44 protein-coding genes, 1 rRNA gene and 1 pseudogene (1 of these 46 only partly in view) are annotated in these 25,895 nt (G+C 51.6%); 40 read left to right on the forward strand and 6 right to left on the reverse strand.

What is annotated here, in order from left to right; all coding sequences use genetic code 11:
• From tuf to BBA90_RS06745, 33 genes and pseudogenes are all read left to right on the forward strand, one after another.
• Positions 1-151: pseudogene (tuf, locus tag BBA90_RS18715) on the forward strand (elongation factor Tu); the annotation flags it as partial.
• A 184-nt stretch (positions 152-335) separates the two neighbouring features.
• Positions 336-530, forward strand: a complete 195-nt coding sequence (bfd, locus tag BBA90_RS06590; protein ID WP_065648464.1) for a bacterioferritin-associated ferredoxin — start codon at positions 336-338, stop codon at positions 528-530.
• A 103-nt stretch (positions 531-633) separates the two neighbouring features.
• Positions 634-1,116, forward strand: a complete 483-nt coding sequence (gene bfr / locus BBA90_RS06595) for a bacterioferritin (RefSeq protein WP_039380825.1) — start codon at positions 634-636, stop codon at positions 1,114-1,116.
• Between the two features lie 308 nt (positions 1,117-1,424).
• Entirely contained in the window at positions 1,425-1,736 is a 312-nt protein-coding gene (gene rpsJ, locus BBA90_RS06600) for a 30S ribosomal protein S10 (RefSeq protein ID WP_006120582.1), read from the forward strand.
• Positions 1,737-1,768: 32 nt separating this feature from the next.
• Positions 1,769-2,395 (forward strand): 50S ribosomal protein L3, encoded by a 627-nt coding sequence (rplC, locus tag BBA90_RS06605; protein ID WP_065648465.1) that lies wholly within the window; start codon positions 1,769-1,771, stop codon positions 2,393-2,395.
• A 10-nt stretch (positions 2,396-2,405) separates the two neighbouring features.
• Positions 2,406-3,011 (forward strand): 50S ribosomal protein L4, encoded by a 606-nt coding sequence (rplD, locus tag BBA90_RS06610; RefSeq protein ID WP_039380819.1) that lies wholly within the window; start codon positions 2,406-2,408, stop codon positions 3,009-3,011.
• Entirely contained in the window at positions 3,008-3,310 is a 303-nt protein-coding gene (rplW, locus tag BBA90_RS06615) for a 50S ribosomal protein L23 (RefSeq protein ID WP_065648466.1), read from the forward strand. The genes rplD and rplW overlap by 4 nt, the downstream gene beginning before the upstream one ends.
• Positions 3,311-3,327: 17 nt before the next feature.
• Positions 3,328-4,149 (forward strand): 50S ribosomal protein L2, encoded by an 822-nt coding sequence (gene rplB / locus BBA90_RS06620; protein WP_039380813.1) that lies wholly within the window; start codon positions 3,328-3,330, stop codon positions 4,147-4,149.
• Positions 4,150-4,165: 16 nt separating this feature from the next.
• Positions 4,166-4,444 (forward strand): 30S ribosomal protein S19, encoded by a 279-nt coding sequence (gene rpsS / locus BBA90_RS06625; protein ID WP_001138115.1) that lies wholly within the window; start codon positions 4,166-4,168, stop codon positions 4,442-4,444.
• Positions 4,445-4,457: 13 nt separating this feature from the next.
• A complete protein-coding gene (gene rplV / locus BBA90_RS06630) occupies positions 4,458-4,790 on the forward strand; it encodes a 50S ribosomal protein L22 (RefSeq protein ID WP_007891659.1) in 333 nt (110 codons plus the stop codon).
• 17 nt (positions 4,791-4,807) lie between these two features.
• Entirely contained in the window at positions 4,808-5,506 is a 699-nt protein-coding gene (gene rpsC / locus BBA90_RS06635; RefSeq protein ID WP_009087585.1) for a 30S ribosomal protein S3, read from the forward strand.
• A gap of 12 nt (positions 5,507-5,518) precedes the next feature.
• Entirely contained in the window at positions 5,519-5,929 is a 411-nt protein-coding gene (rplP, locus tag BBA90_RS06640; protein WP_002438716.1) for a 50S ribosomal protein L16, read from the forward strand.
• Positions 5,929-6,117 (forward strand): 50S ribosomal protein L29, encoded by a 189-nt coding sequence (rpmC, locus tag BBA90_RS06645; protein ID WP_021508217.1) that lies wholly within the window; start codon positions 5,929-5,931, stop codon positions 6,115-6,117. The genes rplP and rpmC overlap by 1 nt, the downstream gene beginning before the upstream one ends.
• Entirely contained in the window at positions 6,117-6,371 is a 255-nt protein-coding gene (gene rpsQ, locus BBA90_RS06650; protein WP_010618568.1) for a 30S ribosomal protein S17, read from the forward strand. Before rpmC ends, rpsQ begins: the two co-directional genes overlap by 1 nt.
• Before the next feature lie 168 nt (positions 6,372-6,539).
• Entirely contained in the window at positions 6,540-6,911 is a 372-nt protein-coding gene (rplN, locus tag BBA90_RS06655) for a 50S ribosomal protein L14 (RefSeq protein ID WP_006120590.1), read from the forward strand.
• Positions 6,912-6,921: 10 nt separating this feature from the next.
• The gene (rplX, locus tag BBA90_RS06660) at positions 6,922-7,236 is read left to right on the forward strand and encodes a 50S ribosomal protein L24 (RefSeq protein WP_021508218.1); all 315 of its coding nucleotides are present in this window, start codon (positions 6,922-6,924) and stop codon (positions 7,234-7,236) included.
• A 14-nt stretch (positions 7,237-7,250) separates the two neighbouring features.
• Positions 7,251-7,790: a 50S ribosomal protein L5 gene (rplE, locus tag BBA90_RS06665; protein ID WP_013510763.1), complete on the forward strand. Its 540-nt coding sequence runs from the start codon at positions 7,251-7,253 to the stop codon at positions 7,788-7,790.
• Positions 7,791-7,804: 14 nt separating this feature from the next.
• Positions 7,805-8,110: a 30S ribosomal protein S14 gene (gene rpsN, locus BBA90_RS06670; protein ID WP_039380805.1), complete on the forward strand. Its 306-nt coding sequence runs from the start codon at positions 7,805-7,807 to the stop codon at positions 8,108-8,110.
• 32 nt (positions 8,111-8,142) lie between these two features.
• Positions 8,143-8,535 (forward strand): 30S ribosomal protein S8, encoded by a 393-nt coding sequence (gene rpsH / locus BBA90_RS06675; RefSeq protein ID WP_065648467.1) that lies wholly within the window; start codon positions 8,143-8,145, stop codon positions 8,533-8,535.
• A gap of 13 nt (positions 8,536-8,548) precedes the next feature.
• Complete coding sequence (gene rplF, locus BBA90_RS06680) at positions 8,549-9,082, forward strand: 50S ribosomal protein L6 (RefSeq protein WP_039380801.1); 534 nt, start codon at positions 8,549-8,551, stop codon at positions 9,080-9,082.
• A 9-nt stretch (positions 9,083-9,091) separates the two neighbouring features.
• On the forward strand, positions 9,092-9,445 hold the full coding sequence (rplR, locus tag BBA90_RS06685; protein WP_013510760.1) for a 50S ribosomal protein L18: 354 nt from the start codon (positions 9,092-9,094) through the stop codon (positions 9,443-9,445).
• Between the two features lie 14 nt (positions 9,446-9,459).
• On the forward strand, positions 9,460-9,960 hold the full coding sequence (rpsE, locus tag BBA90_RS06690) for a 30S ribosomal protein S5 (protein WP_013510759.1): 501 nt from the start codon (positions 9,460-9,462) through the stop codon (positions 9,958-9,960).
• A 5-nt stretch (positions 9,961-9,965) separates the two neighbouring features.
• Positions 9,966-10,145 carry a 50S ribosomal protein L30 gene (gene rpmD / locus BBA90_RS06695; RefSeq protein WP_039380794.1) on the forward strand — a complete coding sequence of 60 codons (180 nt, stop codon included), beginning with the start codon at positions 9,966-9,968 and terminating at the stop codon, positions 10,143-10,145.
• A 3-nt stretch (positions 10,146-10,148) separates the two neighbouring features.
• On the forward strand, positions 10,149-10,583 hold the full coding sequence (rplO, locus tag BBA90_RS06700) for a 50S ribosomal protein L15 (protein ID WP_039380790.1): 435 nt from the start codon (positions 10,149-10,151) through the stop codon (positions 10,581-10,583).
• A gap of 7 nt (positions 10,584-10,590) precedes the next feature.
• The gene (gene secY / locus BBA90_RS06705) at positions 10,591-11,922 is read left to right on the forward strand and encodes a preprotein translocase subunit SecY (protein ID WP_039380787.1); all 1,332 of its coding nucleotides are present in this window, start codon (positions 10,591-10,593) and stop codon (positions 11,920-11,922) included.
• Positions 11,923-11,954: 32 nt separating this feature from the next.
• Positions 11,955-12,071, forward strand: a complete 117-nt coding sequence (gene rpmJ, locus BBA90_RS06710; RefSeq protein WP_004160566.1) for a 50S ribosomal protein L36 — start codon at positions 11,955-11,957, stop codon at positions 12,069-12,071.
• 146 nt (positions 12,072-12,217) lie between these two features.
• Positions 12,218-12,574 (forward strand): 30S ribosomal protein S13, encoded by a 357-nt coding sequence (gene rpsM / locus BBA90_RS06715; protein WP_039380785.1) that lies wholly within the window; start codon positions 12,218-12,220, stop codon positions 12,572-12,574.
• 16 nt (positions 12,575-12,590) lie between these two features.
• Positions 12,591-12,980 (forward strand): 30S ribosomal protein S11, encoded by a 390-nt coding sequence (gene rpsK / locus BBA90_RS06720; RefSeq protein ID WP_004160563.1) that lies wholly within the window; start codon positions 12,591-12,593, stop codon positions 12,978-12,980.
• 33 nt (positions 12,981-13,013) lie between these two features.
• Positions 13,014-13,634 (forward strand): 30S ribosomal protein S4, encoded by a 621-nt coding sequence (rpsD, locus tag BBA90_RS06725; RefSeq protein ID WP_039380782.1) that lies wholly within the window; start codon positions 13,014-13,016, stop codon positions 13,632-13,634.
• A gap of 25 nt (positions 13,635-13,659) precedes the next feature.
• Positions 13,660-14,649, forward strand: coding sequence for a DNA-directed RNA polymerase subunit alpha (locus tag BBA90_RS06730; protein WP_007891688.1), 990 nt, complete (start codon positions 13,660-13,662; stop codon positions 14,647-14,649).
• A gap of 40 nt (positions 14,650-14,689) precedes the next feature.
• Entirely contained in the window at positions 14,690-15,076 is a 387-nt protein-coding gene (rplQ, locus tag BBA90_RS06735; protein ID WP_003850180.1) for a 50S ribosomal protein L17, read from the forward strand.
• A 101-nt stretch (positions 15,077-15,177) separates the two neighbouring features.
• Positions 15,178-15,552 carry a DUF1992 domain-containing protein gene (locus BBA90_RS06740; RefSeq protein WP_065648468.1) on the forward strand — a complete coding sequence of 125 codons (375 nt, stop codon included), beginning with the start codon at positions 15,178-15,180 and terminating at the stop codon, positions 15,550-15,552.
• Between the two features lie 180 nt (positions 15,553-15,732).
• Positions 15,733-15,951, forward strand: a complete 219-nt coding sequence (locus tag BBA90_RS06745; RefSeq protein ID WP_065650419.1) for an alternative ribosome-rescue factor A — start codon at positions 15,733-15,735, stop codon at positions 15,949-15,951.
• A gap of 16 nt (positions 15,952-15,967) precedes the next feature.
• On the opposite strand, the gene mscL is transcribed toward BBA90_RS06745, so the two are convergent.
• The 5 genes from mscL to def all read right to left on the reverse strand — a co-directional run bounded on the left by mscL (position 15,968) and on the right by def (position 20,709).
• Positions 15,968-16,378, reverse strand: coding sequence for a large-conductance mechanosensitive channel protein MscL (mscL, locus tag BBA90_RS06750; protein ID WP_065648469.1), 411 nt, complete (start codon positions 16,376-16,378; stop codon positions 15,968-15,970).
• 112 nt (positions 16,379-16,490) lie between these two features.
• Complete coding sequence (trkA, locus tag BBA90_RS06755; protein WP_065648470.1) at positions 16,491-17,867, reverse strand: Trk system potassium transporter TrkA; 1,377 nt, start codon at positions 17,865-17,867, stop codon at positions 16,491-16,493.
• Positions 17,868-17,897: 30 nt separating this feature from the next.
• On the reverse strand, positions 17,898-19,184 hold the full coding sequence (rsmB, locus tag BBA90_RS06760) for a 16S rRNA (cytosine(967)-C(5))-methyltransferase RsmB (RefSeq protein WP_065648471.1): 1,287 nt from the start codon (positions 19,182-19,184) through the stop codon (positions 17,898-17,900).
• Between the two features lie 46 nt (positions 19,185-19,230).
• Entirely contained in the window at positions 19,231-20,175 is a 945-nt protein-coding gene (gene fmt, locus BBA90_RS06765; RefSeq protein ID WP_065648472.1) for a methionyl-tRNA formyltransferase, read from the reverse strand.
• Positions 20,176-20,196: 21 nt separating this feature from the next.
• Positions 20,197-20,709, reverse strand: coding sequence for a peptide deformylase (gene def / locus BBA90_RS06770; protein ID WP_065648473.1), 513 nt, complete (start codon positions 20,707-20,709; stop codon positions 20,197-20,199).
• A 113-nt stretch (positions 20,710-20,822) separates the two neighbouring features.
• Between def and dprA the strand changes: the two genes are divergently transcribed.
• Genes dprA through BBA90_RS06800 form a run of 6 tightly spaced genes read left to right on the forward strand, consistent with a single transcriptional unit; the run spans position 20,823 to position 24,610 of the window.
• Complete coding sequence (gene dprA / locus BBA90_RS06775) at positions 20,823-21,947, forward strand: DNA-protecting protein DprA (RefSeq protein ID WP_065648474.1); 1,125 nt, start codon at positions 20,823-20,825, stop codon at positions 21,945-21,947.
• Positions 21,919-22,392, forward strand: coding sequence for a DUF494 family protein Smg (smg, locus tag BBA90_RS06780; RefSeq protein WP_039380755.1), 474 nt, complete (start codon positions 21,919-21,921; stop codon positions 22,390-22,392). The genes dprA and smg overlap by 29 nt, the downstream gene beginning before the upstream one ends.
• A 24-nt stretch (positions 22,393-22,416) precedes the next feature.
• Positions 22,417-22,965 carry a DNA topoisomerase family protein gene (locus BBA90_RS06785; RefSeq protein WP_065648475.1) on the forward strand — a complete coding sequence of 183 codons (549 nt, stop codon included), beginning with the start codon at positions 22,417-22,419 and terminating at the stop codon, positions 22,963-22,965.
• A gap of 2 nt (positions 22,966-22,967) precedes the next feature.
• Positions 22,968-23,543, forward strand: a complete 576-nt coding sequence (gene tsaC / locus BBA90_RS06790; protein ID WP_065648476.1) for an L-threonylcarbamoyladenylate synthase type 1 TsaC — start codon at positions 22,968-22,970, stop codon at positions 23,541-23,543.
• 3 nt (positions 23,544-23,546) lie between these two features.
• Positions 23,547-24,365 (forward strand): shikimate dehydrogenase, encoded by an 819-nt coding sequence (aroE, locus tag BBA90_RS06795; RefSeq protein WP_065648477.1) that lies wholly within the window; start codon positions 23,547-23,549, stop codon positions 24,363-24,365.
• Positions 24,362-24,610 (forward strand): DUF1488 domain-containing protein, encoded by a 249-nt coding sequence (locus tag BBA90_RS06800; RefSeq protein WP_065648478.1) that lies wholly within the window; start codon positions 24,362-24,364, stop codon positions 24,608-24,610. Before aroE ends, BBA90_RS06800 begins: the two co-directional genes overlap by 4 nt.
• On the opposite strand, the gene BBA90_RS06805 is transcribed toward BBA90_RS06800, so the two are convergent.
• Entirely contained in the window at positions 24,586-25,140 is a 555-nt protein-coding gene (locus BBA90_RS06805) for a gamma carbonic anhydrase family protein (protein ID WP_065648479.1), read from the reverse strand. The two genes, BBA90_RS06800 and BBA90_RS06805, sit on opposite strands and share 25 nt — an antisense overlap.
• Before the next feature lie 492 nt (positions 25,141-25,632).
• On the opposite strand from BBA90_RS06805, the gene BBA90_RS19605 reads away from it, so the two are divergent.
• Positions 25,633-25,895, forward strand: a 16S ribosomal RNA gene (locus BBA90_RS19605) (it continues 1,720 nt past the right edge of the window).

A 25,895-nucleotide genomic window follows, 5' to 3' on the forward strand; every position in this document is an offset into this window, starting at 1 on the left:
GGAAGGCGTGGAAATGGTAATGCCAGGCGATAACATCAAGATGGTTGTTACCCTGATCCACCCAATCGCGATGGACCAGGGTCTGCGCTTCGCAATCCGCGAAGGCGGCCGTACCGTTGGCGCGGGCGTTGTTGCTTCTGTTATCGCTTAATTGTGTTAACGCCGGCAGCGGTTTTTAACCGCTGCTGTAGCAATCAGAAAGAGCACTCCGGTGCTCTTTTTTTTTGCCCGGCATAAACCTGGAAACCCATCGATAACCCCACAAACACTGCGTTGTAATAGCAACCATTCTCATTTACACTTTGATCAGAAATTGTACCGGAGCTGAATCTGAAATGTACGTCTGTCTGTGTAATGGGGTAAGTGACAAAACGCTGCGTGAAGTTGTACGCCGCTATCAGCCCAAATCGATCCAGCAGCTGCGCCAGCTGGTTCCGGTGGGAAAACAGTGTGGTAAATGCATCCGTGCAGCACGTGAAATCATGGATGAAGAGCTGCAGCATGTGCCGCTTTACAAAGAGATCGCCTGACATCACGCACAGAATGTCGTAATACCCACAAAAACTGTCACGCCTTTTTGACTTCTTTCTCTCCGCATCTACTATCTGGTTAACTGAAGAGGGGAGGGGTGATATGAAGGGCGACGTTAAAGTCATTGCACATCTCAATAAACTGCTCGGAAATGAGCTGGTCGCAATTAATCAGTATTTTCTGCACGCGCGCATGTTTAAAAACTGGGGGCTGATGCGCCTCAACGATATCGAATATCATGAATCGATCGATGAGATGAAGCACGCCGACAAATATATCGAACGTATTCTCTTTCTCGAAGGTATCCCCAATCTGCAGGATCTGGGGCGTCTGCGTATAGGTGAGGACGTGCCGGAGATGCTGCAGTCCGATTTGCAGCTGGAGCTGGAAGGGGCAAAAGATCTGCGCGAAGCCATTGCCTGGGCGGATAAAGTTCACGACTATGTGAGTCGTGACATGATGATTGAAATTCTGGCTGATGAAGAGCATCACATCGACTTTCTGGAGACCGAACTCGACCTTATTCAGAAAATTGGCCTGCAGAACTACCTGCAGTCGCAAATCAGCGAAAAGGCAGACGAATAGAGGTCTGCGCATACCTGTTATGCCAACCCGCCCGACAGTCATGCCCGGCGGGTTTTCTTTTGCCTGAATTTTTATGGTTAAAAACAGAGCACGGGTTGCTTCCTGAGCGTAATTACGTATAATACGCCGGCCTACCGACATTGGTATGGCGCGATTCGAGCAGAATCGCAGGTGACAATGCTAGGTGTGTCGCCTGACAATACTCCCGATTGGGGAGTTATATGCTGAACGATTACACTCCCCCATCAATCGTAATGGGTGTGGGTAGTAATTTTTTTCGTTTATAAAATGTTTGGAGCCTTGGTCTCATGTCGAACCAAAGAATCCGTATCCGTCTTAAAGCGTTTGATCATCGTCTGATCGATCAATCAACCGCGGAAATCGTTGAGACTGCCAAGCGCACTGGTGCGCAGGTTCGTGGTCCAATTCCGCTGCCAACCCGCAAAGAGCGTTTCACCGTTCTGATCTCTCCGCACGTTAACAAAGATGCGCGTGATCAGTACGAGATCCGCACTCACAAGCGTCTGGTAGACATCGTTGAGCCAACTGAAAAAACCGTTGATGCTCTGATGCGTCTGGATCTGGCTGCCGGTGTTGACGTGCAGATCAGCCTGGGTTAATCAGGTCATCGAGCGATTGAGAGGTTGATACAATGATTGGTTTAGTCGGTAAAAAAGTGGGCATGACTCGCATCTTCACTGAAGATGGCGTTTCAATCCCAGTAACCGTAATCGAAGTTGAAGCAAACCGCGTTACCCAGGTCAAAGGTCTGGAAAACGATGGTTACCAGGCGATCCAGGTTACCACCGGTGCTAAAAAAGCAAACCGTGTGACCAAGCCGGAAGCAGGTCATTATGCTAAAGCTGGCGTTGAAGCTGGCCGTGGTCTGTGGGAATTCCGCACCGAAGGTGAAGAGTACTCCGTAGGCCAGAGCATCAGTGTTGAAATTTTCGCTGACGTTAAAAAAGTAGACGTTACCGGTACCTCTAAAGGTAAAGGTTTCGCAGGTACCGTTAAGCGCTGGAACTTCCGTACCCAGGACGCTACACACGGTAACTCCTTGTCTCACCGCGTTCCGGGTTCTATCGGTCAGAACCAGACTCCGGGCAAAGTGTTTAAAGGCAAGAAAATGGCTGGTCAGCTGGGTAACGAGCGCGTAACCGTTCAGAGCCTGGAAGTAGTACGTGTTGACGCTGAGCGCAACCTGCTGCTGGTCAAAGGTGCTGTCCCGGGTGCAACCGGCAGCGACCTGATTGTTAAACCAGCTGTGAAGGCGTAAGGGGATAGCAATGGAATTAGTACTGAAAGACGCGCAGAGCGCGCTGACTGTTTCCGAAACTACCTTCGGTCGTGATTTCAACGAAGCGCTGGTTCACCAGGTTGTTGTTGCTTATGCCGCAGGTGCTCGTCAGGGTACTCGTGCGCAGAAGACTCGTGCTGAAGTAACTGGTTCAGGCAAAAAGCCGTGGCGCCAGAAAGGTACCGGCCGTGCGCGTTCAGGTTCTGTTAAGAGCCCGATCTGGCGTTCAGGTGGCGTGACCTTCGCTGCTCGTCCACAGGACCACAGTCAAAAAGTTAACAAAAAGATGTACCGCGGCGCGCTGAAAAGCATTCTGTCCGAGCTGGTACGTCAGGACCGTCTGATCGTTGTCGAGTCGTTCTCTGTAGAAGCACCGAAAACCAAGCTGCTGGTACAGAAACTGAAAGACATGGCGCTGGAAGACGTGCTGATCATCACCGGTGAACTGGATGAAAATCTGTTCCTGGCTGCGCGTAACCTGTACAAGGTTGACGTGCGTGACGCAGCAAGTATCGACCCAGTTAGCCTGATCGCCTTCGACAAAGTCGTTATGACTGCTGAAGCAGTTAAGCAAGTTGAGGAGATGCTGGCATGATCCGTGAAGAACGTCTGCTGAAAGTACTGCGCGCGCCGCACGTATCTGAAAAAGCATCAACCGCGATGGAAAAAACCAATACCATCGTTCTCAAAGTTGCGAAAGATGCGACCAAAGCAGAGATCGTTGCTGCTGTTGAGAAACTGTTCGAAGTAGAAGTTAAAGACGTAAATACCCTGGTTGTTAAGGGTAAAGTTAAGCGTCACGGACAGCGTATCGGTCGTCGTAACGACTGGAAAAAAGCTTACGTTACCCTGAAGGAAGGCCAGAATCTGGACTTCGTCGGCGGCGCTGAGTAAGTCGGAGGAGAAAGACAATGGCAGTTGTTAAATGTAAACCGACATCTCCGGGTCGTCGCCATGTAGTTAAAGTGGTGAACCCTGAGCTGCACAAAGGCAAACCATTTGCCGCGCTGGTTGAAAAAAACAGCAAATCCGGTGGTCGTAACAACAATGGTCGTATCACTACCCGTCATATCGGTGGTGGTCACAAGCAGGCTTACCGTATTGTTGACTTCAAACGCAACAAAGATGGTATCCCGGCAGTTGTTGAGCGTCTTGAGTACGATCCGAACCGTTCTGCGAACATCGCACTGGTTCTGTACAAAGATGGCGAGCGCCGTTACATTCTGGCCCCTAAAGGCCTGAAAGCTGGCGACCAGATTCAGTCTGGCGTTGATGCTGCGATTAAAGCAGGTAACACCCTGCCGATGCGTAACATCCCAGTTGGTTCTACCGTGCATAACGTAGAAATGAAACCAGGCAAAGGCGGTCAGATTGCTCGCTCTGCTGGTGCTTACGTGCAGATCGTTGCGCGTGAAGGTTCTTACGTGACCCTGCGTCTGCGTTCAGGCGAAATGCGTAAAGTCGAATCTGACTGCCGCGCAACCCTGGGCGAAGTCGGTAACGCTGAGCACATGCTGCGCGTTCTGGGTAAAGCCGGTGCAGCCCGTTGGCGTGGTGTTCGTCCTACCGTTCGCGGTACTGCGATGAACCCAGTCGATCACCCGCACGGTGGTGGTGAAGGTCGTAACTTTGGTAAGCACCCGGTTTCACCGTGGGGCGTTCAGACCAAAGGTAAGAAGACCCGTAGCAACAAGCGTACTGATAAATTTATCGTACGTCGCCGTAGCAAATAATTTTAGAGGATAAGCCATGCCACGTTCTCTCAAGAAAGGTCCTTTTATTGACCTGCACTTGCTGAAGAAGGTAGAGAAAGCGGTGGAAAGCGGTGACAAGAAGCCCCTGCGCACTTGGTCCCGTCGTTCAACGATCTTCCCTAACATGATCGGTTTGACCATCGCTGTCCATAATGGTCGTCAGCACGTTCCAGTCTTTGTTTCCGACGAAATGGTTGGTCACAAGCTGGGCGAATTCGCACCGACACGTACTTATCGCGGCCATGCTGCAGATAAGAAAGCCAAGAAGAAATAAGTAGGAGGAAGAGATGGAAACTATTGCTCAACATCGCCATGCTCGTTCTTCTGCTCAGAAGGTTCGCCTGGTGGCAGACCTGATTCGCGGTAAGAAAGTGTCGCAGGCTCTGGATATTCTGACTTACACCAACAAGAAAGCGGCTGTACTGGTTAAGAAAGTCCTGGAATCTGCCATTGCTAACGCCGAACACAACGATGGCGCTGATATCGACGATCTGAAAGTTGCGAAAATTTTCGTAGACGAAGGCCCAAGCATGAAGCGCATTATGCCGCGTGCAAAAGGTCGTGCAGATCGCATCCTGAAGCGCACCAGCCACATTACTGTGGTTGTGTCCGATCGCTGAGACTCTGGAGACTAGCAATGGGTCAGAAAGTACATCCTAATGGTATTCGCCTGGGTATTGTAAAACCATGGAACTCTACCTGGTTTGCGAACACCAAAGAATTCGCTGACAACCTCGACAGCGATTTTAAAGTACGTCAGTTCCTGACTAAAGAACTGGCTAAAGCGTCTGTATCTCGTATCGTTATCGAGCGTCCGGCTAAGAGCATCCGTGTGACCATTCACACTGCTCGCCCGGGTATCGTTATCGGTAAGAAAGGTGAAGACGTAGAAAAACTGCGTACGGTCGTCGCGAATATCGCTGGCGTTCCTGCTCAGATCAATATCGCCGAAGTCCGTAAACCGGAACTGGACGCTAAATTGGTTGCTGACAGCATCACTTCACAGCTGGAGCGTCGTGTGATGTTCCGTCGTGCTATGAAGCGTGCTGTACAGAACGCAATGCGTCTGGGCGCTAAAGGTATTAAAGTTGAAGTCAGCGGCCGTCTGGGCGGTGCTGAGATCGCACGTACCGAATGGTATCGTGAAGGTCGCGTACCGCTGCACACTCTGCGTGCGGACATTGACTACAACACCTCTGAAGCGCACACCACTTATGGTGTAATCGGCGTTAAGGTATGGATCTTCAAAGGTGAGATCCTGGGTGGTATGGCTGCTGTTGAACAACCGGAACCGGCTGCTCAACCTAAAAAGCAGCAGCGTAAAGGCCGTAAGTAAGGAGAGTCGCTGATGTTACAACCAAAGCGTACAAAATTCCGTAAAGTGCATAAAGGCCGTAACCGCGGTCTGGCGCAGGGTACGGATGTTAGCTTCGGTACTTTCGGTCTGAAAGCTGTTGGCCGTGGTCGTCTGACCGCTCGTCAGATCGAAGCAGCACGTCGTGCTATGACCCGTGCAGTTAAGCGTCAAGGTAAGATCTGGATCCGTGTATTCCCGGACAAACCGATCACCGAGAAGCCGCTGGAAGTGCGTATGGGTAAAGGTAAGGGTAACGTTGAGTATTGGGTTGCCCTGATTCAGCCTGGTAAAGTCCTGTATGAAATGGACGGCGTACCGGAAGAGCTGGCCCGTGAAGCCTTCAAGCTGGCAGCAGCAAAACTGCCTATCAAAACCACCTTTGTAACTAAGACGGTGATGTAATGAAAGCAACTGAGCTGCGTGAAAAAAGCGTTGAAGAGCTGAACACTGAGCTGCTTAACCTCCTGCGTGAGCAGTTTAACCTGCGCATGCAGGCAGCATCTGGCCAGCTGCAGCAGACCCATCTGCTGAAGCAAGTTCGCCGTGATGTTGCGCGCGTTAAGACTTTACTGACTGAGAAGGCGGCGTAATGACCGATAAAATCCGTACTCTGCAAGGTCGTGTTGTTAGTGACAAAATGCAGAAATCTGCTGTTGTCGCTATCGAACGTTTCGTGAAGCACCCGATCTACGGTAAATTCATCAAACGTACGACTAAGCTGCACATCCATGACGAGAACAATGAGTGTGGTATTGGTGACGTGGTTGAGATCCGCGAAACCCGTCCACTTTCCAAGACTAAGTCCTGGACTCTGGTTCGCGTTGTAGAGAAAGCGATTCTGTAATAGAATTCGTTTCCTCTAAAAACAAAATGAACGGCTCTCGCGAGCCGTTCATTTTTTCTACCCATCTGCGAGATCCGGTGTTATAATGCCGCGCCCTCAATTATGGGGCTTTTTAACGACCTGAGGTTTGGGTCCCGAAGTAGTAGTTGACATTAGCGGAGCACTAAAATGATCCAAGAACAGACTATGCTGAACGTCGCCGACAACTCCGGTGCACGTCGCGTAATGTGTATCAAGGTTCTGGGTGGCTCGCACCGTCGCTACGCAGGCGTCGGCGATATCATCAAAGTGACCATCAAGGAAGCAATTCCGCGTGGCAAGGTGAAAAAAGGTGATGTCCTGAAAGCGGTAGTGGTGCGCACCAGGAAGGGTGTTCGTCGCCCGGACGGTTCTGTCATTCGCTTCGATGGCAATGCATGCGTTATTCTGAACAATAACAGTGAGCAGCCAATCGGAACGCGTATTTTTGGGCCGGTAACTCGTGAACTTCGCACTGAAAAGTTCATGAAAATTATCTCTCTGGCACCAGAAGTACTCTAAGGAGCGAGCAATGGCAGCTAAAATCCGTCGTAACGACGAAGTTATTGTTCTTACCGGTAAAGACAAAGGTAAGCGCGGTAAAGTAAAGAACGTCCTGACTTCTGGTAAAGTCATCGTTGAAGGTATCAACCTGGTTAAGAAACACCAGAAGCCGGTTCCGGCTCTGAACCAGCCAGGTGGCATCGTTGAAAAAGAAGCTGCAATTCAGGTTTCTAACGTTGCAATCTTCAATGCGGCAACCGGCAAGGCTGACCGTGTAGGCTTTAGATTCGAAGACGGTAAAAAAGTCCGTTTCTTCAAGTCTAACAGCGAAACTATCAAGTAATTTGGAGTAGTACGATGGCGAAACTGCATGATTACTACAAAGACGAAGTAGTCCAGAAACTCATGACAGAGTTTGGCTACAATTCTGTCATGCAAGTCCCTCGGGTCGAGAAGATCACCCTGAACATGGGTGTTGGTGAAGCGATCGCTGACAAGAAACTGCTGGATAACGCAGCAGCTGACCTGGCAGCAATCTCCGGTCAAAAACCGCTGATCACCAAAGCACGCAAATCAGTTGCAGGCTTCAAAATCCGTCAGGGCTATCCGATCGGCTGTAAAGTAACTCTGCGTGGCGAACGCATGTGGGAGTTCTTTGAGCGTCTGATCACTATTGCTGTACCACGTATTCGTGACTTCCGCGGTCTTTCTGCGAAGTCTTTCGACGGTCGTGGTAACTACAGCATGGGCGTACGTGAGCAGATCATCTTCCCAGAAATCGACTACGACAAAGTCGATCGCGTTCGTGGTTTGGATATTACCATTACCACTACTGCGAAATCTGATGATGAAGGCCGTGCACTGCTGGCTGCCTTTGACTTCCCGTTCCGCAAGTAAGGTAGGGTTACTTAATGGCTAAGCAATCTATGAAAGCACGCGAAGTTAAGCGTGTGAAATTAGCAGACAAGTTCTTCGCAAAACGCGTTGAGCTGAAAGCAATCATTTCTGATGTGAACGCATCTGACGAAGATCGTTGGAATGCCGTTCTCAAGCTGCAGAGTCTGCCGCGTGATTCCAGCCCTTCCCGTCAGCGTAATCGCTGCCGTCAGACAGGTCGTCCGCACGGTTTCCTGCGGAAGTTTGGGTTGAGCCGTATCAAGGTCCGTGAAGCCGCTATGCGCGGTGAAATCCCGGGTCTGAAAAAGGCTAGCTGGTAATTGTCACCATTTGAATCACGGGAGTAACACAGATGAGCATGCAAGATCCGATCGCGGATATGCTGACCCGTATCCGTAACGGTCAGGCCGCGAACAAAGTTGCGGTCTCTATGCCTTCCTCCAAGCTGAAAGTGGCAATTGCCAACGTGCTGAAGGAAGAAGGCTATATTGAAGATTTTAAAATCGAAGGCGACATCAAGCCGGAACTGGAACTGACTCTTAAGTATTTCCAGGGTAAAGCTGTTGTAGAAAGCATTCAACGTGTTAGCCGTCCAGGTCTGCGCATCTATAAAAGAAAAGATGAGCTGCCAAAAGTGATGGCTGGTATGGGTATTGCTGTAATTTCTACCTCTAAAGGTGTCATGACTGATCGTGCAGCGCGCCAGGCTGGTCTTGGTGGCGAAATTATCTGCTACGTAGCGTAATCGGAGGAATAAAATGTCTCGTGTTGCAAAAGCACCTGTCGTTATTCCTGCCGGCGTAGAGGTAAAACTCAACGGTCAGGAAGTTTCGATCAAAGGCAAAAACGGCGAGCTGACTCGTACTATCAACAATGCTGTTGAAATCAAGCAGGAAGACAACACCCTGACTTTTGCTCCACGCAAAGGTTATGCGGATGGTTGGGCACAGGCAGGTACTGCTCGTGCACTGCTGAACGGCATGGTTATCGGTGTTACCGACGGCTTCACTAAGAAGCTGCAACTGGTTGGTGTTGGTTATCGTGCAGCTGTTAAAGGCAACTCTGTGAGTCTGGCCCTGGGCTTCTCTCACCCTGTTGAACATGCACTGCCGGCCGGCATCACTGCTGAATGTCCGACTCAAACTGAAATCGTGCTGAAAGGTGCTGATAAGCAGGTTATCGGACAGGTTGCAGCTGATCTGCGCGCCTACCGTCGTCCTGAGCCTTACAAAGGCAAGGGTGTTCGTTACGCCGACGAAGTCGTGCGTACCAAAGAGGCTAAGAAGAAGTAAGGTAACACTATGGATAAGAAATCTGCTCGTATCCGTCGTGCGACCCGTGCACGTCGCAAGCTCAAAGAGCTGGGTGCTACTCGCCTGGTGGTACATCGTACCCCGCGTCACATTTACGCACAGGTAATCGCCCCGAACGGTTCCGAAGTTCTGGTTGCTGCTTCTACTGTAGAAAAAGCTATCGCTGAACAACTGAAGTATACCGGTAACAAAGACGCTGCTGCAGCTGTAGGTAAAGCTCTGGCTGAGCGCGCTATCGAAAAAGGCATCAAAGATGTTTCTTTCGATCGTTCCGGGTTCCAATATCATGGTCGCGTCCAGGCACTTGCAGATGCTGCTCGTGAAGCTGGCCTTCAGTTCTAAGGTAGAGGTCTAAGATGGCACACATCGAGAAACAAGCTGGCGAACTGCAGGAAAAATTGATCGCGGTAAACCGTGTTTCTAAAACTGTGAAAGGTGGTCGTATTTTCTCCTTCACCGCACTGACTGTAGTGGGTGATGGTAACGGCCGCGTGGGTTTTGGTTACGGTAAAGCGCGTGAAGTTCCAGCAGCGATCCAGAAAGCGATGGAAAAAGCCCGTCGCAATATGATTAACGTCGCGCTGACTCACGGCACTCTGCAGCACCCTGTAAAAGGTGCGCACACGGGTTCTCGTGTGTTCATGCAGCCGGCTTCTGAAGGTACCGGTATCATCGCCGGTGGTGCAATGCGCGCCGTCCTGGAAGTCGCTGGAGTTCATAACGTTCTGGCTAAAGCATATGGTTCCACCAACCCGATTAACGTGGTTCGTGCAACTATTGATGGCCTGGGCAATATGAAATCTCCGGAAATGGTCGCTGCCAAGCGTGGTAAATCCGTTGAAGAAATTCTGGGGTAATCACGATGGCTAAGACTATTAAAATTACACAAACCCGCAGTTCAATCGGCCGCCTGCCTAAGCATAAAGCCACTCTGATTGGCCTGGGTCTGCGTCGTATTGGTCACACCGTTGAGCGTGAAGACACGCCTGCTGTACGCGGTATGGTCAACGCGATTTCCTACATGCTGAAAGTGGAGGAGTAAGAGATGCGTTTAAACACTCTGTCTCCGGCCGAAGGGTCTAAACACGCTTCCAAGCGTCTGGGTCGTGGTATCGGTTCTGGCCTCGGCAAAACCGGCGGTCGTGGTCACAAAGGTCAGAACTCACGTTCTGGCGGTGGCGTACGTCGTGGTTTCGAGGGTGGTCAGATGCCTCTGTACCGTCGTCTGCCGAAGTTCGGCTTCACTTCACGCAAATCATTCGTGACGACTGAAGTTCGTCTGTCTGATCTGGCGAAAGTGGAAGGCGGTATTGTTGACCTGAACACGCTGAAAGCAGCCAACATCATCGGTGTTCAGATTGAATTCGCGAAAGTGATTCTGTCTGGTGAAGTTACTACACCGGTAACGATTCGTGGACTGCGTGTCACCAAAGGTGCTCGTGCTGCAATCGAAGCTGCTGGCGGTAAAATCGAGGAATAAGTAGCAGATGGCAAAGCAACCGGGATTAGATTTTCAAAGCGCCAAAGGGGGCTTTGGTGAACTGAAGCGCAGACTATTGTTTGTAATCGGTGCACTGATTGTCTTCCGCATTGGCTCTTTTATTCCAATCCCCGGTATCGATGCCACTGTACTTGCCAAACTGCTTGAGCAACAGCGTGGCACCATCATTGAAATGTTCAACATGTTCTCTGGTGGTGCTCTCAGTCGTGCCTCAATCTTCGCGCTGGGTATTATGCCGTATATTTCGGCCTCTATTATTATCCAGCTGCTGACGGTGGTTCATCCCGCCCTGGCAGAGATTAAGAAAGAGGGTGAGGCTGGCCGTCGTAAGATTAGCCAGTACACCCGCTATGGCACCCTGGTTCTGGCCATATTTCAGTCGATCGGTATCGCTACCGGTCTGCCGAATATGCCAGGAATGCAGGGCCTGGTGTTAAATCCGGGCTTCGCATTCTACTTTACCGCTGTTGTGAGTCTGGTCACCGGAACAATGTTCCTGATGTGGCTGGGCGAACAGATTACTGAACGAGGTATCGGTAACGGTATTTCGATCATTATCTTCGCAGGTATTGTTGCGGGTCTTCCGCCGGCCATTGGCCATACCATCGAGCAAGCGCGGCAAGGCGACCTGCACTTTCTTCTGTTGCTGTTGGTTGCAGTTCTTGTATTTGCAGTGACGTTCTTTGTTATTTTCGTTGAGCGTGGCCAGCGTCGTATCGTGGTCAACTACGCTAAACGTCAGCAGGGACGTCGTGTATATGCTGCACAGAGCACACATTTACCGTTGAAAGTGAATATGGCAGGTGTCATTCCAGCTATCTTCGCTTCCAGCATTATTCTGTTCCCGGCAACGATAGCATCCTGGTTCGGGAGCGGTAGTGGTTGGAACTGGCTGACAACAATTTCGCTGTATTTGCAGCCAGGACAGCCGCTTTATGTGCTACTCTATGCGACTGCAATCATCTTCTTCTGTTTCTTCTACACGGCGCTGGTGTTTAACCCGCGTGAAACAGCAGATAACCTGAAGAAGTCTGGTGCATTCGTACCGGGAATTCGTCCGGGAGAGCAAACGGCGAAGTATATCGATAAAGTTATGACACGTCTCACCTTAATCGGTGCGCTGTATATTACTTTTATCTGCCTGATCCCGGAGTTCATGCGTGATGCCATGAAGGTTCCCTTCTACTTTGGCGGTACTTCACTGCTGATTGTAGTGGTCGTCATCATGGACTTTATGGCTCAAGTGCAAACTCTGATGATGTCTAGTCAGTATGAGTCTGCATTGAAAAAAGCTAACCTGAAAGGCTATGGCCGTTAATTCAGTAGCTTGAGAAGTTACGGAGAGTAAAAATGAAAGTTCGTGCTTCCGTCAAGAAATTATGTCGTAACTGCAAAATCATTCGTCGCGACGGTGTCGTACGTGTGATCTGCAGCGCCGAGCCTAAGCATAAACAGCGCCAGGGCTGATTAAGTCACATATTTTTCTTGCAAAGTCGGGTTGAGCTGGCTAGATTAGCCAGCCAATCTTTTGTATGTCGATGCGTTTCCATTTGAGTATCCTGAAAACGGGCTTTTCAGCATGGTTCGCATTTATTTAATTATAGGAGTGCATAGTGGCCCGTATAGCAGGCATTAACATTCCTGATCATAAACATACCGTTATCGCATTAACTTCGATCTTCGGTATCGGCAAAACTCGTTCCAAAGCTATCTGCGTTGAAACGGGCATTGCTGAAAATGTTAAGATCAGTGAGCTGTCTGAAGAACAGATTGATCAGCTGCGTGAAGCAGTTGGTAAATTCGTTGTTGAAGGTGATCTGCGCCGTGAAATCACCCTGAGCATCAAGCGTCTTATGGACCTTGGTTGCTACCGTGGTTTACGCCATCGTCGTGGTCTGCCAGTTCGCGGTCAGCGTACTAAGACCAACGCACGTACCCGTAAGGGTCCGCGTAAACCGATCAAGAAATAATCGGGGTGAGTAAATAATGGCAAAGGCACCAGTTCGTGCACGTAAGCGTGTAAGAAAACAAGTCTCAGATGGCGTGGCTCATGTCCATGCGTCTTTTAACAACACCATCGTTACCATTACTGATCGTCAGGGTAACGCACTGGGTTGGGCAACCGCCGGTGGTTCCGGTTTCCGCGGTTCACGTAAATCTACTCCGTTTGCTGCTCAGGTCGCTGCAGAGCGCTGTGCAGAAGCGGTAAAAGATTACGGTATTAAGAACCTGGAAGTTATGGTTAAGGGTCCAGGTCCAGGCCGCGAATCTACGATTCGTGCTCTGAACGCTGCCGGTTTCCGCATCACGAATATTACTGATGTGACTCCGATCCCTCACAACGGTTGTCGTCCGCCGAAAAAACGTCGCGTATAACGCCCCGTTTTTTAGGTTAGTTGGAGAAAGAAAATGGCAAGATATTTGGGTCCTAAGCTCAAGCTGAGCCGTCGCGAGGGTACCGACTTATTCCTTAAGTCTGGCGTTCGCGCGATTGATTCCAAGTGCAAAATTGAACAAGCCCCTGGTCAGCATGGTGCGCGTAAACCGCGTCTGTCTGATTACGGCGGTCAGTTACGTGAAAAGCAGAAAGTTCGTCGTATGTACGGCGTGCTGGAGCGTCAGTTCCGTAACTACTATAAAGAAGCAGCACGTCTGAAAGGCAACACCGGTGAAAACCTGTTAGCTCTGCTGGAAGGTCGTCTGGATAACGTAGTTTACCGTATGGGCTTTGGCGCCACTCGTGCAGAAGCACGTCAGCTGGTTAGCCACAAATCTATTCTGGTAAATGGCCGCGTTGTTAACATCGCTTCTTATCAGGTATCTCCGAATGATGTCGTAAGCATCCGTGAGAAAGCCAAAAAGCAATCTCGCGTGAAGGCCGCTCTGGAGCTGGCTGAGCAGCGTGAAAAGCCAACCTGGCTGGAAGTTGATGCGACCAAGATGGAAGGTGTGTTCAAGCGTATGCCTGAGCGTACTGATCTGTCTGCGGACATTAACGAACACCTGATCGTCGAGCTTTACTCTAAGTAAAGCTTAGTACCAAAGAGAGGACACAATGCAGGGTTCTGTGACAGAGTTTCTAAAACCGCGCCTGGTAGATATCGAGCAAGTGAGTTCGACGCACGCCAAGGTGACCCTTGAACCATTAGAGCGTGGCTTTGGCCATACTCTTGGTAACGCACTGCGCCGTATTCTGCTTTCTTCCATGCCGGGTTGCGCGGTGACCGAGGTTGAAATTGATGGCGTGCTGCATGAGTACTCCACCAAAGAGGGCGTTCAGGAAGATATCCTGGAAATCCTGCTCAACCTGAAAGGGCTGGCGGTAAGAGTTCAGGGTAAAGATGAAGTCATCCTTACTTTGAATAAATCTGGCATTGGCCCTGTGACTGCAGCCGACATCACCCATGATGGTGATGTCGAAATCGTCAAGCCGCAGCATGTGATCTGCCATCTGACCGATGAAAACGCATCTATTAGCATGCGCATCAAAGTTCAGCGTGGTCGTGGTTATGTGCCGGCGTCTGCCCGAATTCATTCGGAAGAAGATGAGCGCCCAATCGGCCGCCTGCTGGTCGACGCTTGCTACAGCCCTGTAGACCGTATCGCCTACAATGTTGAAGCAGCGCGTGTAGAGCAGCGCACCGACCTGGACAAGCTGGTCATCGAAATGGAAACCAACGGCACAATCGATCCTGAAGAGGCGATTCGTCGTGCGGCCACCATCCTGGCAGAACAACTGGAAGCTTTCGTTGACCTACGTGACGTACGTCAGCCGGAAGTGAAAGAAGAGAAACCAGAATTCGATCCGATCCTGCTGCGCCCTGTTGACGATCTGGAATTGACTGTCCGCTCTGCTAACTGCCTTAAGGCAGAAGCTATCCACTACATCGGTGATCTGGTACAGCGTACTGAGGTTGAGCTGCTTAAAACGCCTAACCTCGGTAAAAAATCTCTTACTGAGATTAAAGATGTGCTCGCTTCACGTGGTCTGTCTCTGGGCATGCGCCTGGAAAACTGGCCACCAGCAAGCATCGCTGATGAATAAACCGATCACAGGTTAAGGTTTCACTGAGAAGGATAAGGTCATGCGCCATCGTAAGAGTGGTCGTCAACTGAACCGCAACAGCAGCCATCGTCAGGCTATGTTCCGCAACATGGCTGGTTCTCTGGTTCGTCATGAGATCATCAAAACGACTCTGCCGAAAGCCAAAGAACTGCGTCGCGTAGTTGAGCCGCTGATTACTCTTGCCAAGACCGACAGCGTAGCTAATCGTCGTCTGGCATTCGCCCGTACTCGTGATAACGAGATCGTGGCAAAACTGTTTAACGAGCTGGGCCCGCGTTTCGCGAGCCGTGCCGGTGGTTACACTCGTATTCTGAAGTGTGGCTTCCGTGCTGGTGACAACGCTCCGATGGCTTACATCGAGCTGGTTGATCGTCCAGAAGCTCAAGCAGAAGCTGCTGCAGAGTAATCTGCAGTATCGTAAAAAACCCGCTTCGGCGGGTTTTTTATTGCCTGTAATTTGTCTGCTATGGTTTCTGAACTACAGTCAGACAGTAAGAGGAGGGCACTATGTGGTTAATCGATCAACTGGCTGAACAGCACATCCGCGAGGCTCAGGCTAAAGGCGAATTCAGTAATCTTCCCGGCGAAGGCGCGCCGTTACAACTCGATGATGACAGCGGGGTACCTTCAGAGCTGCGCACCGCTTATCGTCTGTTGAAAAATGCCGGCTATCTGCCGCCGGAGCTTGAAGCTCGCAAAGAAGCGCTTGAGCTGCATAAGCTGTTGCAGACGCTTGAGGCAGAGGAACCTGCTCATGCTGATATTTCCCGGCGTCTCGCTCTGCTGGAAAGTAAATTGCAGCAGGCTGGCCTGAGTACCGACTTTTTATACAGTCATTATCGTGCTGATATCGCTTATCGTTTTAAACGTGAAGATCAATAAATGGTGCGCTGGTCAGCTGTCTGGCTCACGGATGTGCCGTTGAACATAATTTTGCTGTGTCAGGAACAGCAAGCTGTCTGTCTCTGAAACGCCGGAGCGCGCAACGATATGCATGCAGTAATGATTGAAAGGCCGGGCAATAAGAGTAAAGTTATCCCCGATATTTATCAGGAGAAAAAGATGAGTCACTATCAGCACCGGAAAGGCACTATAAATGATAATGCGCTGGAAGCGTTACTGCATGATCCGCTTTATCGTCAGCGGACAGAGCGCAATCACAAAGGTAAAGGCAGCTATCGTCGTAAAGAGAAGCATGCTAAGAGAGAACAGCGGGAGGTCAGCGATAAGCAACACTGTTTATCACTGGCCTTCTGCTATGACATAAAAAAAGCCGCCTGAGCAGGCGGCTTTTTTATCAGATCTTTGTATTCTGCTGTTTCAGTAAATCGCGGATTTCCGTCAGCAGCACTTCTTCGCTTGAAGGCTTCGGTGCCGGCTTCTCTACTTCTTTTTTGGTATAGAGTTTGTTCATCACTTTAATCGCCATGAAAATCGCGAATGCAATAATGACAAAATCAAATACGGTCTGGATAAAATTACCATACTCCATCACAACAGCAGGAATATCACCCTCGGCCGGTTTTAAAACCCATCTGAACTGTTTAAAGTCCACGCCGCCAATCAGCAGGCCCAGCGGAGGCATGATGATATTGGCCACTAATGATGAAACGATTTTACCAAACGCAGCACCGATCACGACACCGACTGCCAAATCTACAACATTGCCACGCATGGCGAAATCGCGAAACTCTTTGAATAAACTCATGGTTATCTCCCTTGCCTAAGCCAATCGCTAAAGTCTAACAAACCTTTGCGCATTTTCCATTATTGCAGCGGATTAACGCGAGACTGCGAAAGGGGGTGCAGTCCGGCGATTATCAGAGGAAAAACGGGCTGGGCTGGAACAGCCGCTCTACATCCGGAACAAATTTTTTGTCTGTCAGAAACATGATCACATGGTCACCCTGTTCGATTCTGACGTTTGCATTAGCAATAATCACTTCATCACCGCGAACAATTGCGCCAATCAGCGTACCGGGCGGTAATTTGATGTTCTCAATCTGGCGGCCTACCACGCGTGACGTGCTCTCATCGCCATGTGCAATAGCTTCAATGGCTTCTGCAATGCCGCGGCGCAGTGACGAAACGCCCACAATATCCGCTTTGCGTACATGGCTCAGCAGGGCAGAAATGGTGGCCTGCTGGGGTGAGATGGCGATATCTATGACGCTGCCCTGTACCAGATCAACATAGGCACGACGCTGAATCAGCACCATGACTTTTTTAGCCCCCATCTTTTTAGCCAGCATGGCTGACATAATGTTGGCCTCATCGTCATTGGTCACGGCAATAAAAAGATCCACCTGATCCACATGCTCTTCAGCCAGCAGCTCCTGATCGGAGGCGTCCCCATAGAAGACAATGGTATCCTGCAGGTTTTCCGCCAGCTCAGCGGCGCGCTGCTGATTACGTTCAATGAGTTTAACGCTGTAGTGTTTCTCCAGCCGCTGCGCCAGGCCAAAACCAATATTGCCCCCGCCTACCAGCATGATGCGTTTATAGGGCTTTTCCAGCCGCTGCATCTCACTCATCACCGCGCGGATATGCTGGCTGGCAGCAATGAAGAACACTTCATCACCCGCTTCAACAATGGTTGATCCCTGCGGACGGATAGGGCGATCCTGACGAAAAATAGCCGCAACCCGCGTATCGATATGCGGCATATGCTCGCGCATGATAGAGAGCGGATTGCCTACCAGCGGGCCGCCATAATAGGCTTTAACCACGGCAAGGCTTACTTTTCCTTCCGCAAAATTGACCACCTGAAGTGCGCCAGGGTACTGGATAAGACGATAAATATTGTCGATAACCAGCTGTTCAGGGGAGATTAAGTGATCAATGGGCACCGCTTCCGGCGTAAATAACTTATCGCCATCGCGCAGATAGTCTGCCGCGCGAATACGCGCAATACGGTTTGGCGTATTAAAGAGCGAGTACGCGATCTGACAGGCGATCATGTTGGTTTCGTCTGAGCTGGTTACGGCAACCAGCATATCGGCATCCTCTGCGCCCGCTTCACGCAGGATACGCGGATGAGAGCCATGGCCGTGGACAACCCGCAGGTCAAATTTATCCTGTAACACGCGTAAACGTGAAGGATCGCTGTCTACCACGGTGATATCGTTATTTTCACCTACCAGATTTTCTGCCAGCGTCCCGCCCACCTGACCGGCGCCGAGGATAATAATTTTCATCGCTCTGTTGCTCTCATTACGTGCGCCGCACTATTTTTTTATCAGCTTAGCGTAGAAAAAGCCGTCGCCGCCGTCAGCGTGCGGAAAGACCTGCCAGCCATATTCATCGCCCTGCGGCAAGGGCACCGCGATGGCATCATCATGGGCGGCGAGAAACGTACGGATTTGCTCATGGTTCTCTTCCGGCAGTACTGAACAGGTGGCATAAAGTAATGTTCCGCCTGATTTCAGTCGTGGCCAGATGGCATTGAGGATGTCACGCTGCAGTGCCGCCAGTTCCGCAATGTCCCGATCGCGGCGCAGCCATTTAATATCCGGATGGCGCCGGATCACGCCGGTTGCAGAGCAGGGGGCATCGAGCAGGATACGGTCAAATGTCTGGTCACTACACCAGGCGGCAGGCGTACGGCCATCACCCTGACGCACTTCTGCAGTCATGTTAAGGCGTCCCAGGTTCTCCCGCACGCGGCTCAGCCGCTGCTCATCAATATCCACCGCCATTACACTGGCCTGCGGTGCCACTTCCAGAATATGTGTGGTTTTGCCGCCCGGCGCTGCGCAGAGATCCAGGATATATTCGCCGGCCTGAGGTTCAAGCAGCAGCGCACAGCGCTGAGCAGAGAGATCCTGAACCGTAACCCATCCCTGATCAAAACCCGGCAGCTGGCTTACGGGGGCTGGCGATTCCAGGCGCAGAGCATCCGGCGCATCACCGCAGATACCATTTTTATCCGCCTGATTCAGCAATGCCAGCCAGGCATCACGCGAATGATGCTGGCGATTGACGCGCAGCCACATTGGCGGGCGCTGATTGTTGGCTTCGGTGATAGCCTGCCACTGCTGCGGCCAGGCGTGCTGAAGACGCTTCAGTAACCAGCCAGGATGCAGATAGCGCTGCGGCGCCTGATCCACCTCTGCCAGCAGGCTTTCCTGCTGACGCTGAAACTGGCGTAATACACCATTCAGCAGCCCTTTCAGGTTAGCCCGCTTAAGGACTTCTGCGCCGGCCACGGTTTCTGCCAGCGCGGCATGCGGCGGGATCCGCGTATACAGCAGCTGATAAAGACCTACCATAATCAGATAGTGCAGCACGCGCTGTTTACCGGTTAACGGACGCTCCATCAGCTTGCCGATCAGCGCTTCCAGCTGGGGTAACGTGCGCGTCACGCCAAAGCACAACTCCTGCAGCAGGGCACCATCTTTATCCGCCACGGTTTTTTGCGCGGCAGGAAGGATAGCGCTGAGCGATTCACCCTTATCCACCACACGTTCGATCAGTTGCGCCGCCAGGCTGCGCAGGTTAGTCGCTTTTTTCATCGTTTTTCATCAGGCAATTGGGCCCGGCGTAGGCCGGGCAACAGGATCAGGCCAGAACGGTTCCGGTAGTGAACCATTCACGGCGTGAATTGAGCAGGTCCTGGGCTGACATCGGTTTTTTGCCAGCGGGCTGAAGGGATAACAGGTTCAGTACGCCATCGGCGGTGGCAACCTGAATGCCCTGTTTATCGGCATGCAGAATTTCGCCAGGCTGTTTGTTCTGATGCGGTAATACTGTTGCCTGCCAGGCTTTTACCGGTTGCTCATCGATCAGAAAATAACTTACCGGCCAGGGATTAAAGGCGCGGATGCAGCGTTCCAGCTGCGCCGCCGGCAGCGTCCAGTCCAGTCTGGCTTCCTCTTTACTGAGCTTTTCAGCGTAGGTTGCCAGAGCATTGTCCTGTACCTCCGGCTGTGCACGATTGGCTGCCAGCATGTTCAGCGTTTGCAGCAGGCCCTGCGGCCCCAGTTCAGCCAGACGATCATAGAGCGAAGCGCTGGTATCCTCGGGACCAATCGGGCAGTTGAGTTTAAGCAGCATATCGCCTGTATCGAGGCCAGCATCCATCTGCATAATGGTCACGCCGGTTTCGTGGTCGCCAGCCCAAAGCGCACGCTGGATGGGCGCCGCGCCGCGCCAGCGTGGCAGCAGGGAGCCGTGAACGTTTACGCAACCCAGACGCGGCATGGAAAGCACCGCCTGCGGCAGAATCAGTCCATATGCCACGACAACCATAATATCCGCCTGCAGATCGGCTACCAGCTGCTGATTCTCTTCCGGCCTGAGTGATTTTGGCTGAAAAACCGGGATACCGTGCGTCTGTGCTAACACTTTTACCGGACCGGGAGTAAGTTTGTTGCCGCGTCCGGCAGGACGATCGGGCTGGGTAAAGACGCCAGTTACCTGATGCTCAGATGCAAGCAGCGCGTCGAGGTGACGCGCTGCAAAGTCAGGTGTACCGGCAAAAATAATTTTTAACGGTGCAGACACAATTTAGCCTTCTGTTCGCTCTCAGGATGCGCGGGCATTCTGGCGAGCCAGTTTTTCCAGTTTCTGTTTAATGCGCTGGCGTTTCAGCGGTGACAGATAATCGATAAACAGCTTGCCGTCCAGATGGTCAATCTCATGCTGAATACAGATTGCCAGCAGGCCATCTGTTTCCAGTTCAAAGCTGTTACCGTCACGATCCAGCGCGCGCACTTTGACCCGCTCAGCGCGCGGGACAAATGCACGCTGTTCCGGGATAGAAAGGCAGCCTTCTTCAATACCGGTCTCGCCGTGTTTTTCCAGCAGTTCCGGATTAATAAGCACCAGACGCTCGTCACGATTTTCAGAGACATCAATAACAATAATACGCTGATGGATATCAACCTGCGTAGCCGCCAGGCCAATACCTTCTTCGGCATACATCGTTTCAAACATATCATCGACAATACGCTGCACGTCGGCGTCGACTGCTGCAACCGGGGCAGCAATTTTGCGAAGGCGATCGTCGGGAAAATGTAATACCTGCAAAACTGACATAAATATCCAGATCTATATGCGTTAAAGAAAAGATTACTGGTTCATATTGTAGACTTTTCAGGACCCGATTGACAGCATTGCACGGCACAGACACGGCGGTCAGGGAAGCCAAAATGGAAAAGCGGGAAAGAGTGCTCAGAGCAGCAAACATACGTGGTTTAAGTGGCCATAAAGCGCACCGTTTTATGACGGCGTTAAAGGCTGCAGACAGCGTGGATGACGAGTGGCTGCACGTGCAGGGCATGAGCGAGCAACAGCGACAGCACTATCTGACGCTGTGCCCGCGCCAGCTCAATAACGCACTGGAGTGGCTGGCTCAGCCGCAGCATAACCTGATTGACTGCACGGATGTTTGTTACCCGGAACGGCTCAAAGAGATCGCGCGCTACCCGGCCGTGCTGTTTGTCGCTGGCGATGCATCAGTGCTTACCCAGCCTCAGCTTGCCGTGGTTGGCAGCCGCAACTGCTCACTTTACGGAAAAGAGTGGGGGGAGTGGTTTACGCAACAGCTGGCCGTAAGCGGCCTGACCATCACCAGTGGACTGGCGCGCGGTATTGATGGTATTGCGCATCGCGCTGCGCTGGCTGCCGGAGGAAAAACGCTGGCTGTACTGGGCAGCGGATTACAGCGCCTTTATCCCAAGCAGCATCAGGCGCTGGCCTGTGACATTATCAGCCACGGCGGTGCGCTGGTCTCTGAACTGCCGCTGACATGTGCGCCGCATGCTGCGAACTTCCCGCGTCGTAACCGTATTATCAGTGGGTTAAGCCATGGCGTGCTGGTGGTAGAGGCGTCGCTGAAAAGCGGTTCACTGGTCACAGCACGCTACGCGATCGAGCAAAACCGCAATGTTTATGCGCTGCCCGGCGCGCTGGGAAACGCCGGCAGCGAAGGCGTGCACTGGCTGATACAGCAGGGCGCACTGCTGGTTGCTCATCCTAATAATATCCTGGAAGATCTTCACTCTGCGCTGCAGTGGCTGCCCGTAAACCAATCGGACACAACATATTCACAACTCAGTGACGATGTGCCATTGCCATTTCTCAGCGCGTTGGCTAACGTAGGTGATGAGGTTACACCTGTTGACGTCGTCGCTGAACGTGCCGGCCAACCTGTGCCAGTAATCGCTGCGCAATTGCTCGAACTGGAGTTAGCAGGATGGATCGCAGCTGTACCCGGCGGCTATGTCCGATTGAGGAGGGCATGCCATGTTCGACGTACTTATGTACTTGTTTGAAACCTATATTCATAACGAAGCTGAGATGCGCGTTGATCAGGATAAACTCACTGATGATTTAACCGACGCCGGTTTTCACCGTGAAGACATCTACAATGCGCTGAACTGGCTTGAACGGCTGGCAGATTACCAGGAGGGTCTGGTCGCACCGGTATTACTGGCAAATGATCCTCTCTCTATGCGTATCTACACAGAAGAAGAGAGCCAGCGTTTAGATGCAGAGTGTCGCGGTTTCGTGTTGTTCCTTGAACAAATTCAGGTACTGAACATGGAAACGCGGGAAATGGTTATCGAACGGGTCATGGCGCTTGATACGCTGGAGTTTGATCTGCAGGACCTGAAATGGGTGGTGCTGATGGTGCTGTTTAATATTCCGGGATGCGAAAATGCCTATCAGCAAATGGAAGAACTGTTATTCGACGTCAATGAAGGTATGCTGCATTAATCTGTAACGAATGCCCCAGGTAATATGAATAAATCAGCGCTGTTTAGCGTGCACAAACAGGAACCCTGCCCCGTCTGTGGGGCAGAATTAGTCATACGTTCTGGTAAAATGGGCCCGTTTCTGGGCTGTACAAACTATCCCGCCTGCGACTATATCCGCCCGATGAAAAATCAGGCAGATGGACATATCGTTAAAGTGCTGGAGGGGCATGCCTGCCCGCAGTGTGGGGCAGACAAAGTATTGCGGCAGGGACGGTTTGGTATGTTTATCGGCTGTAGCGGTTATCCGGCGTGTCACTATACAGAAGCGGTCGATAAACCTGACGTGACGGCTATTGCCTGTCCGCAGTGTGCCAGCGGTAAGCTGGTGCAGCGGCGCTCGCGCTATGGCAAAACGTTTCACGCCTGCGATCGCTACCCTGAGTGTCAGTTTGCGATCAACGCCACGCCGGTTGAGGGCATTTGTCCACACTGCCAGTTCCCGCTATTAATAGAAAAGAAAACTGCACAGGGCGTCAGGCGTTTCTGCGCCAGTAAACGCTGCGGCAAGCCCGTTGTGCCTGATGAAGAGTAATCATGAACCAGTCTCAATCTATTCCAGGAAGCGCTGACTTTTGCATTGAACAGCTGAACCAGCAGCGCGTGATCGCCTATCCCACCGAAGCCGTATTTGGCCTTGGCTGCGATCCTGACAGCGAACGGGCGGTAATGGCGCTGCTGGAGCTGAAACAACGTCCGGTTGAGAAAGGATTGATCCTGATTGCCGCTGACTACAGCCAGCTGACGCCCTATATTGATGATGAGCAGCTAACAGCGGAGCAGCGCGAACGTATGTTTGCCTCCTGGCCCGGCCCGGTAACCTGGGTAGTGCCGGCGCTGCCCGTCACACCACGCTGGCTGACGGGGCGTTTTAATTCACTGGCAATTCGCGTCAGTAACCATTCTGATGTTCAGGCATTATGCCGTGGTTTTGGCAAACCGCTGGTCTCTACCAGCGCAAACCTGACCGGTATGCCGCCTTGTCGCACTGCTGCTGAAGTCACTGAGCAGTTTGGCGTTGCATTTCCGGTGCTGCAGGCAGCCACCGGGGGACGTCTTAATCCTTCAGAGATCCGCGATGTACTCAGCGGTGACCTGATTCGTCAGGGCTGATAAATGGAAAACTTCGCTGTTTTTGGCCATCCGATTGCGCACAGTAAATCGCCCTTTATTCATCACGAATTTGCCCGGCAAACCGGTATAGCTCATCGCTATGGCCAAATCTGTGCGCCGCTGGATGCTTTTCCGCAGACGTTAAACGCCTTTTTCGCTGCTGCGGGGAAGGGCGCTAACATTACGCTGCCGTTTAAACAGCAGGCATGGTCACTGGCTAATGCACTGAGCGATCGCGCCAGATTATCCGGCGCAGTGAACACGCTGCATAAAAGAAGCGATGGCTCGCTTTTTGGAGATAACACAGACGGGATCGGCCTGCTCAGCGATCTGCAAAGGCTGGAGATGATCCAGCCGGGCGATCGGATCCTGCTGGTCGGTGCAGGTGGTGCTGCGCGTGGTGTGATCCAGCCACTGCTTGCCGCCGGCTGCTCGCTGGTGGTAGTAAACCGCACTGCCAGCCGTGCTGAAGAGCTGGCACAACAGTTTGGCCACTGTGGTGAGATTAAGGCTGTAAATTTTGCCCAGCTTAATACAGGCACTTTTGATCTGATTATCAATGCCACATCCAGCGGTGTTGCAGGCGACATCCCGCCATTACCTGCAACACTGATTGATAGCCGGGTACGCTGCTATGACATGTTTTATCAGTCAGGCCTGACTCCTTTCCTTCTCTGGTGCAAGCAGCAGGGTGCCGGCGCACTGGCGGATGGCACGGGCATGCTGGTGGGTCAGGCTGCGCATGCTTTTCAGCTCTGGCACGGCGTCATGCCAGAGATTGCGCCGGTAATCGACAAACTGAAACAGACAATGCAGCCATGAATCAGGCGATTCACTTTCCTGAACGTGAATCCTGGGATCAGCAGCAGCAGGTGGTGATCTTTCCTGCCCTGATAAATGGCATGGGAGTTACCTGTGCTATTTCTCAGCCCGCGCTCCAGGCACGTTTTGGTGAGGGAGAGGCGATGGCGCTGTTCAGCGCGCATCGCTGGGATATAGAAGAGGAAGCTGAAAAGCTTATTCTGACGGATGCTATCAGCGATCAGGGCTGGGTCTGGCTCTCCTGATTCAGATAATCATCCTTCCATTTAACGTAATTGCCGGATGAGTAGAGCAGGCCGGCAATTTCAGCTTCAGTTAGTGGCCGAACCTGTTTTACCGGGCTGCCTAAATAGAGATAGCCGCTAACGAGACGCTTGCCGGGCGGTACCAGGCTGCCGGCTCCGATCATGACATCCTCTTCAATGATGGCCCCGTCCAGTACGATCGAACCCATGCCGACCAGCACCCGATTGCTAATGGTACAGCCATGCAGCATCGCCTTATGCCCGACCGTCACATCGTCGCCAATGAGTAAAGGATACCCCTGTGGATTGGAGGCTGACTTATGCGTAACGTGCAGAACGCTGCCATCCTGTATATTGCTTCTTTTACCAATAATGACGTGATTAACATCACCGCGGATCGCGACCAGCGGCCAGATACTGACATCATCTTCTAACCGGACATCACCTACAACAACGCTGCTGCTATCTACCATGACGCGTTCGCCGGTTTGCGGAAAACAGTGTTTATAAGGGCGCAGGGCTACAGACATGATCTTTCTCCTTTATCAATTATTCCCAGCGTGCAGCTAAATGCGGTGCTGAACAAGACGAAATTTAACCGGATCGCTCGCGATCGCAGCAAAAAGCACAGAAACTCACCACTCAGTAAAAAAGATCGAAAAAAGGGGTTGTGCAAAAAATTCGGATCCCTATAATGCGCCACCACTGAGACGGCAAAGCGGCAACGCAGACGGGCTCAGCAGGGCGTGAAGTGATTCACCCCGCCGGAGAAAAACGCTGAAAAAAGTGGTTGACTCCGAAGGAGGAAAGCGTAATATACGCCACCTCGCGACAGACGCTTAAGGCGCTGGGCGCACCGCTCTTTAACAATTTATCAGACAATCTGTGTGGGCACTCGCAGGATTGATATCACAAGCCTACGGGCTTTAAAAAATATCAAGTCTTTGCTGAGTGAACACGTAATTCATTACGAAGTTTAATTCACAGAGCACCGCTTAACTTGTTTAAGCAAATCAAACTTTAAATTGAAGAGTTTGATCATGGCTCAGATTGAACGCTGGCGGCAGGCCTAACACATGCAAGTCGGACGGTAGCACAGGAGAGCTTGCTCTCCGGGTGACGAGTGGCGGACGGGTGAGTAATGTCTGGGAAACTGCCCGGTGGAGGGGGATAACTACTGGAAACGGTAGCTAATACCGCATAACGTCTTCGGACCAAAGTGGGGGATCTTCGGACCTCACGCCACCGGATGTGCCCAGATGGGATTAGCTAGTAGGTGGGGTAA

The organism is Pantoea eucrina (assembly GCF_001691555.1).
In the GTDB taxonomy this organism is placed as follows: Bacteria; Pseudomonadota; Gammaproteobacteria; order Enterobacterales; family Enterobacteriaceae; genus Pantoea; species Pantoea borealis.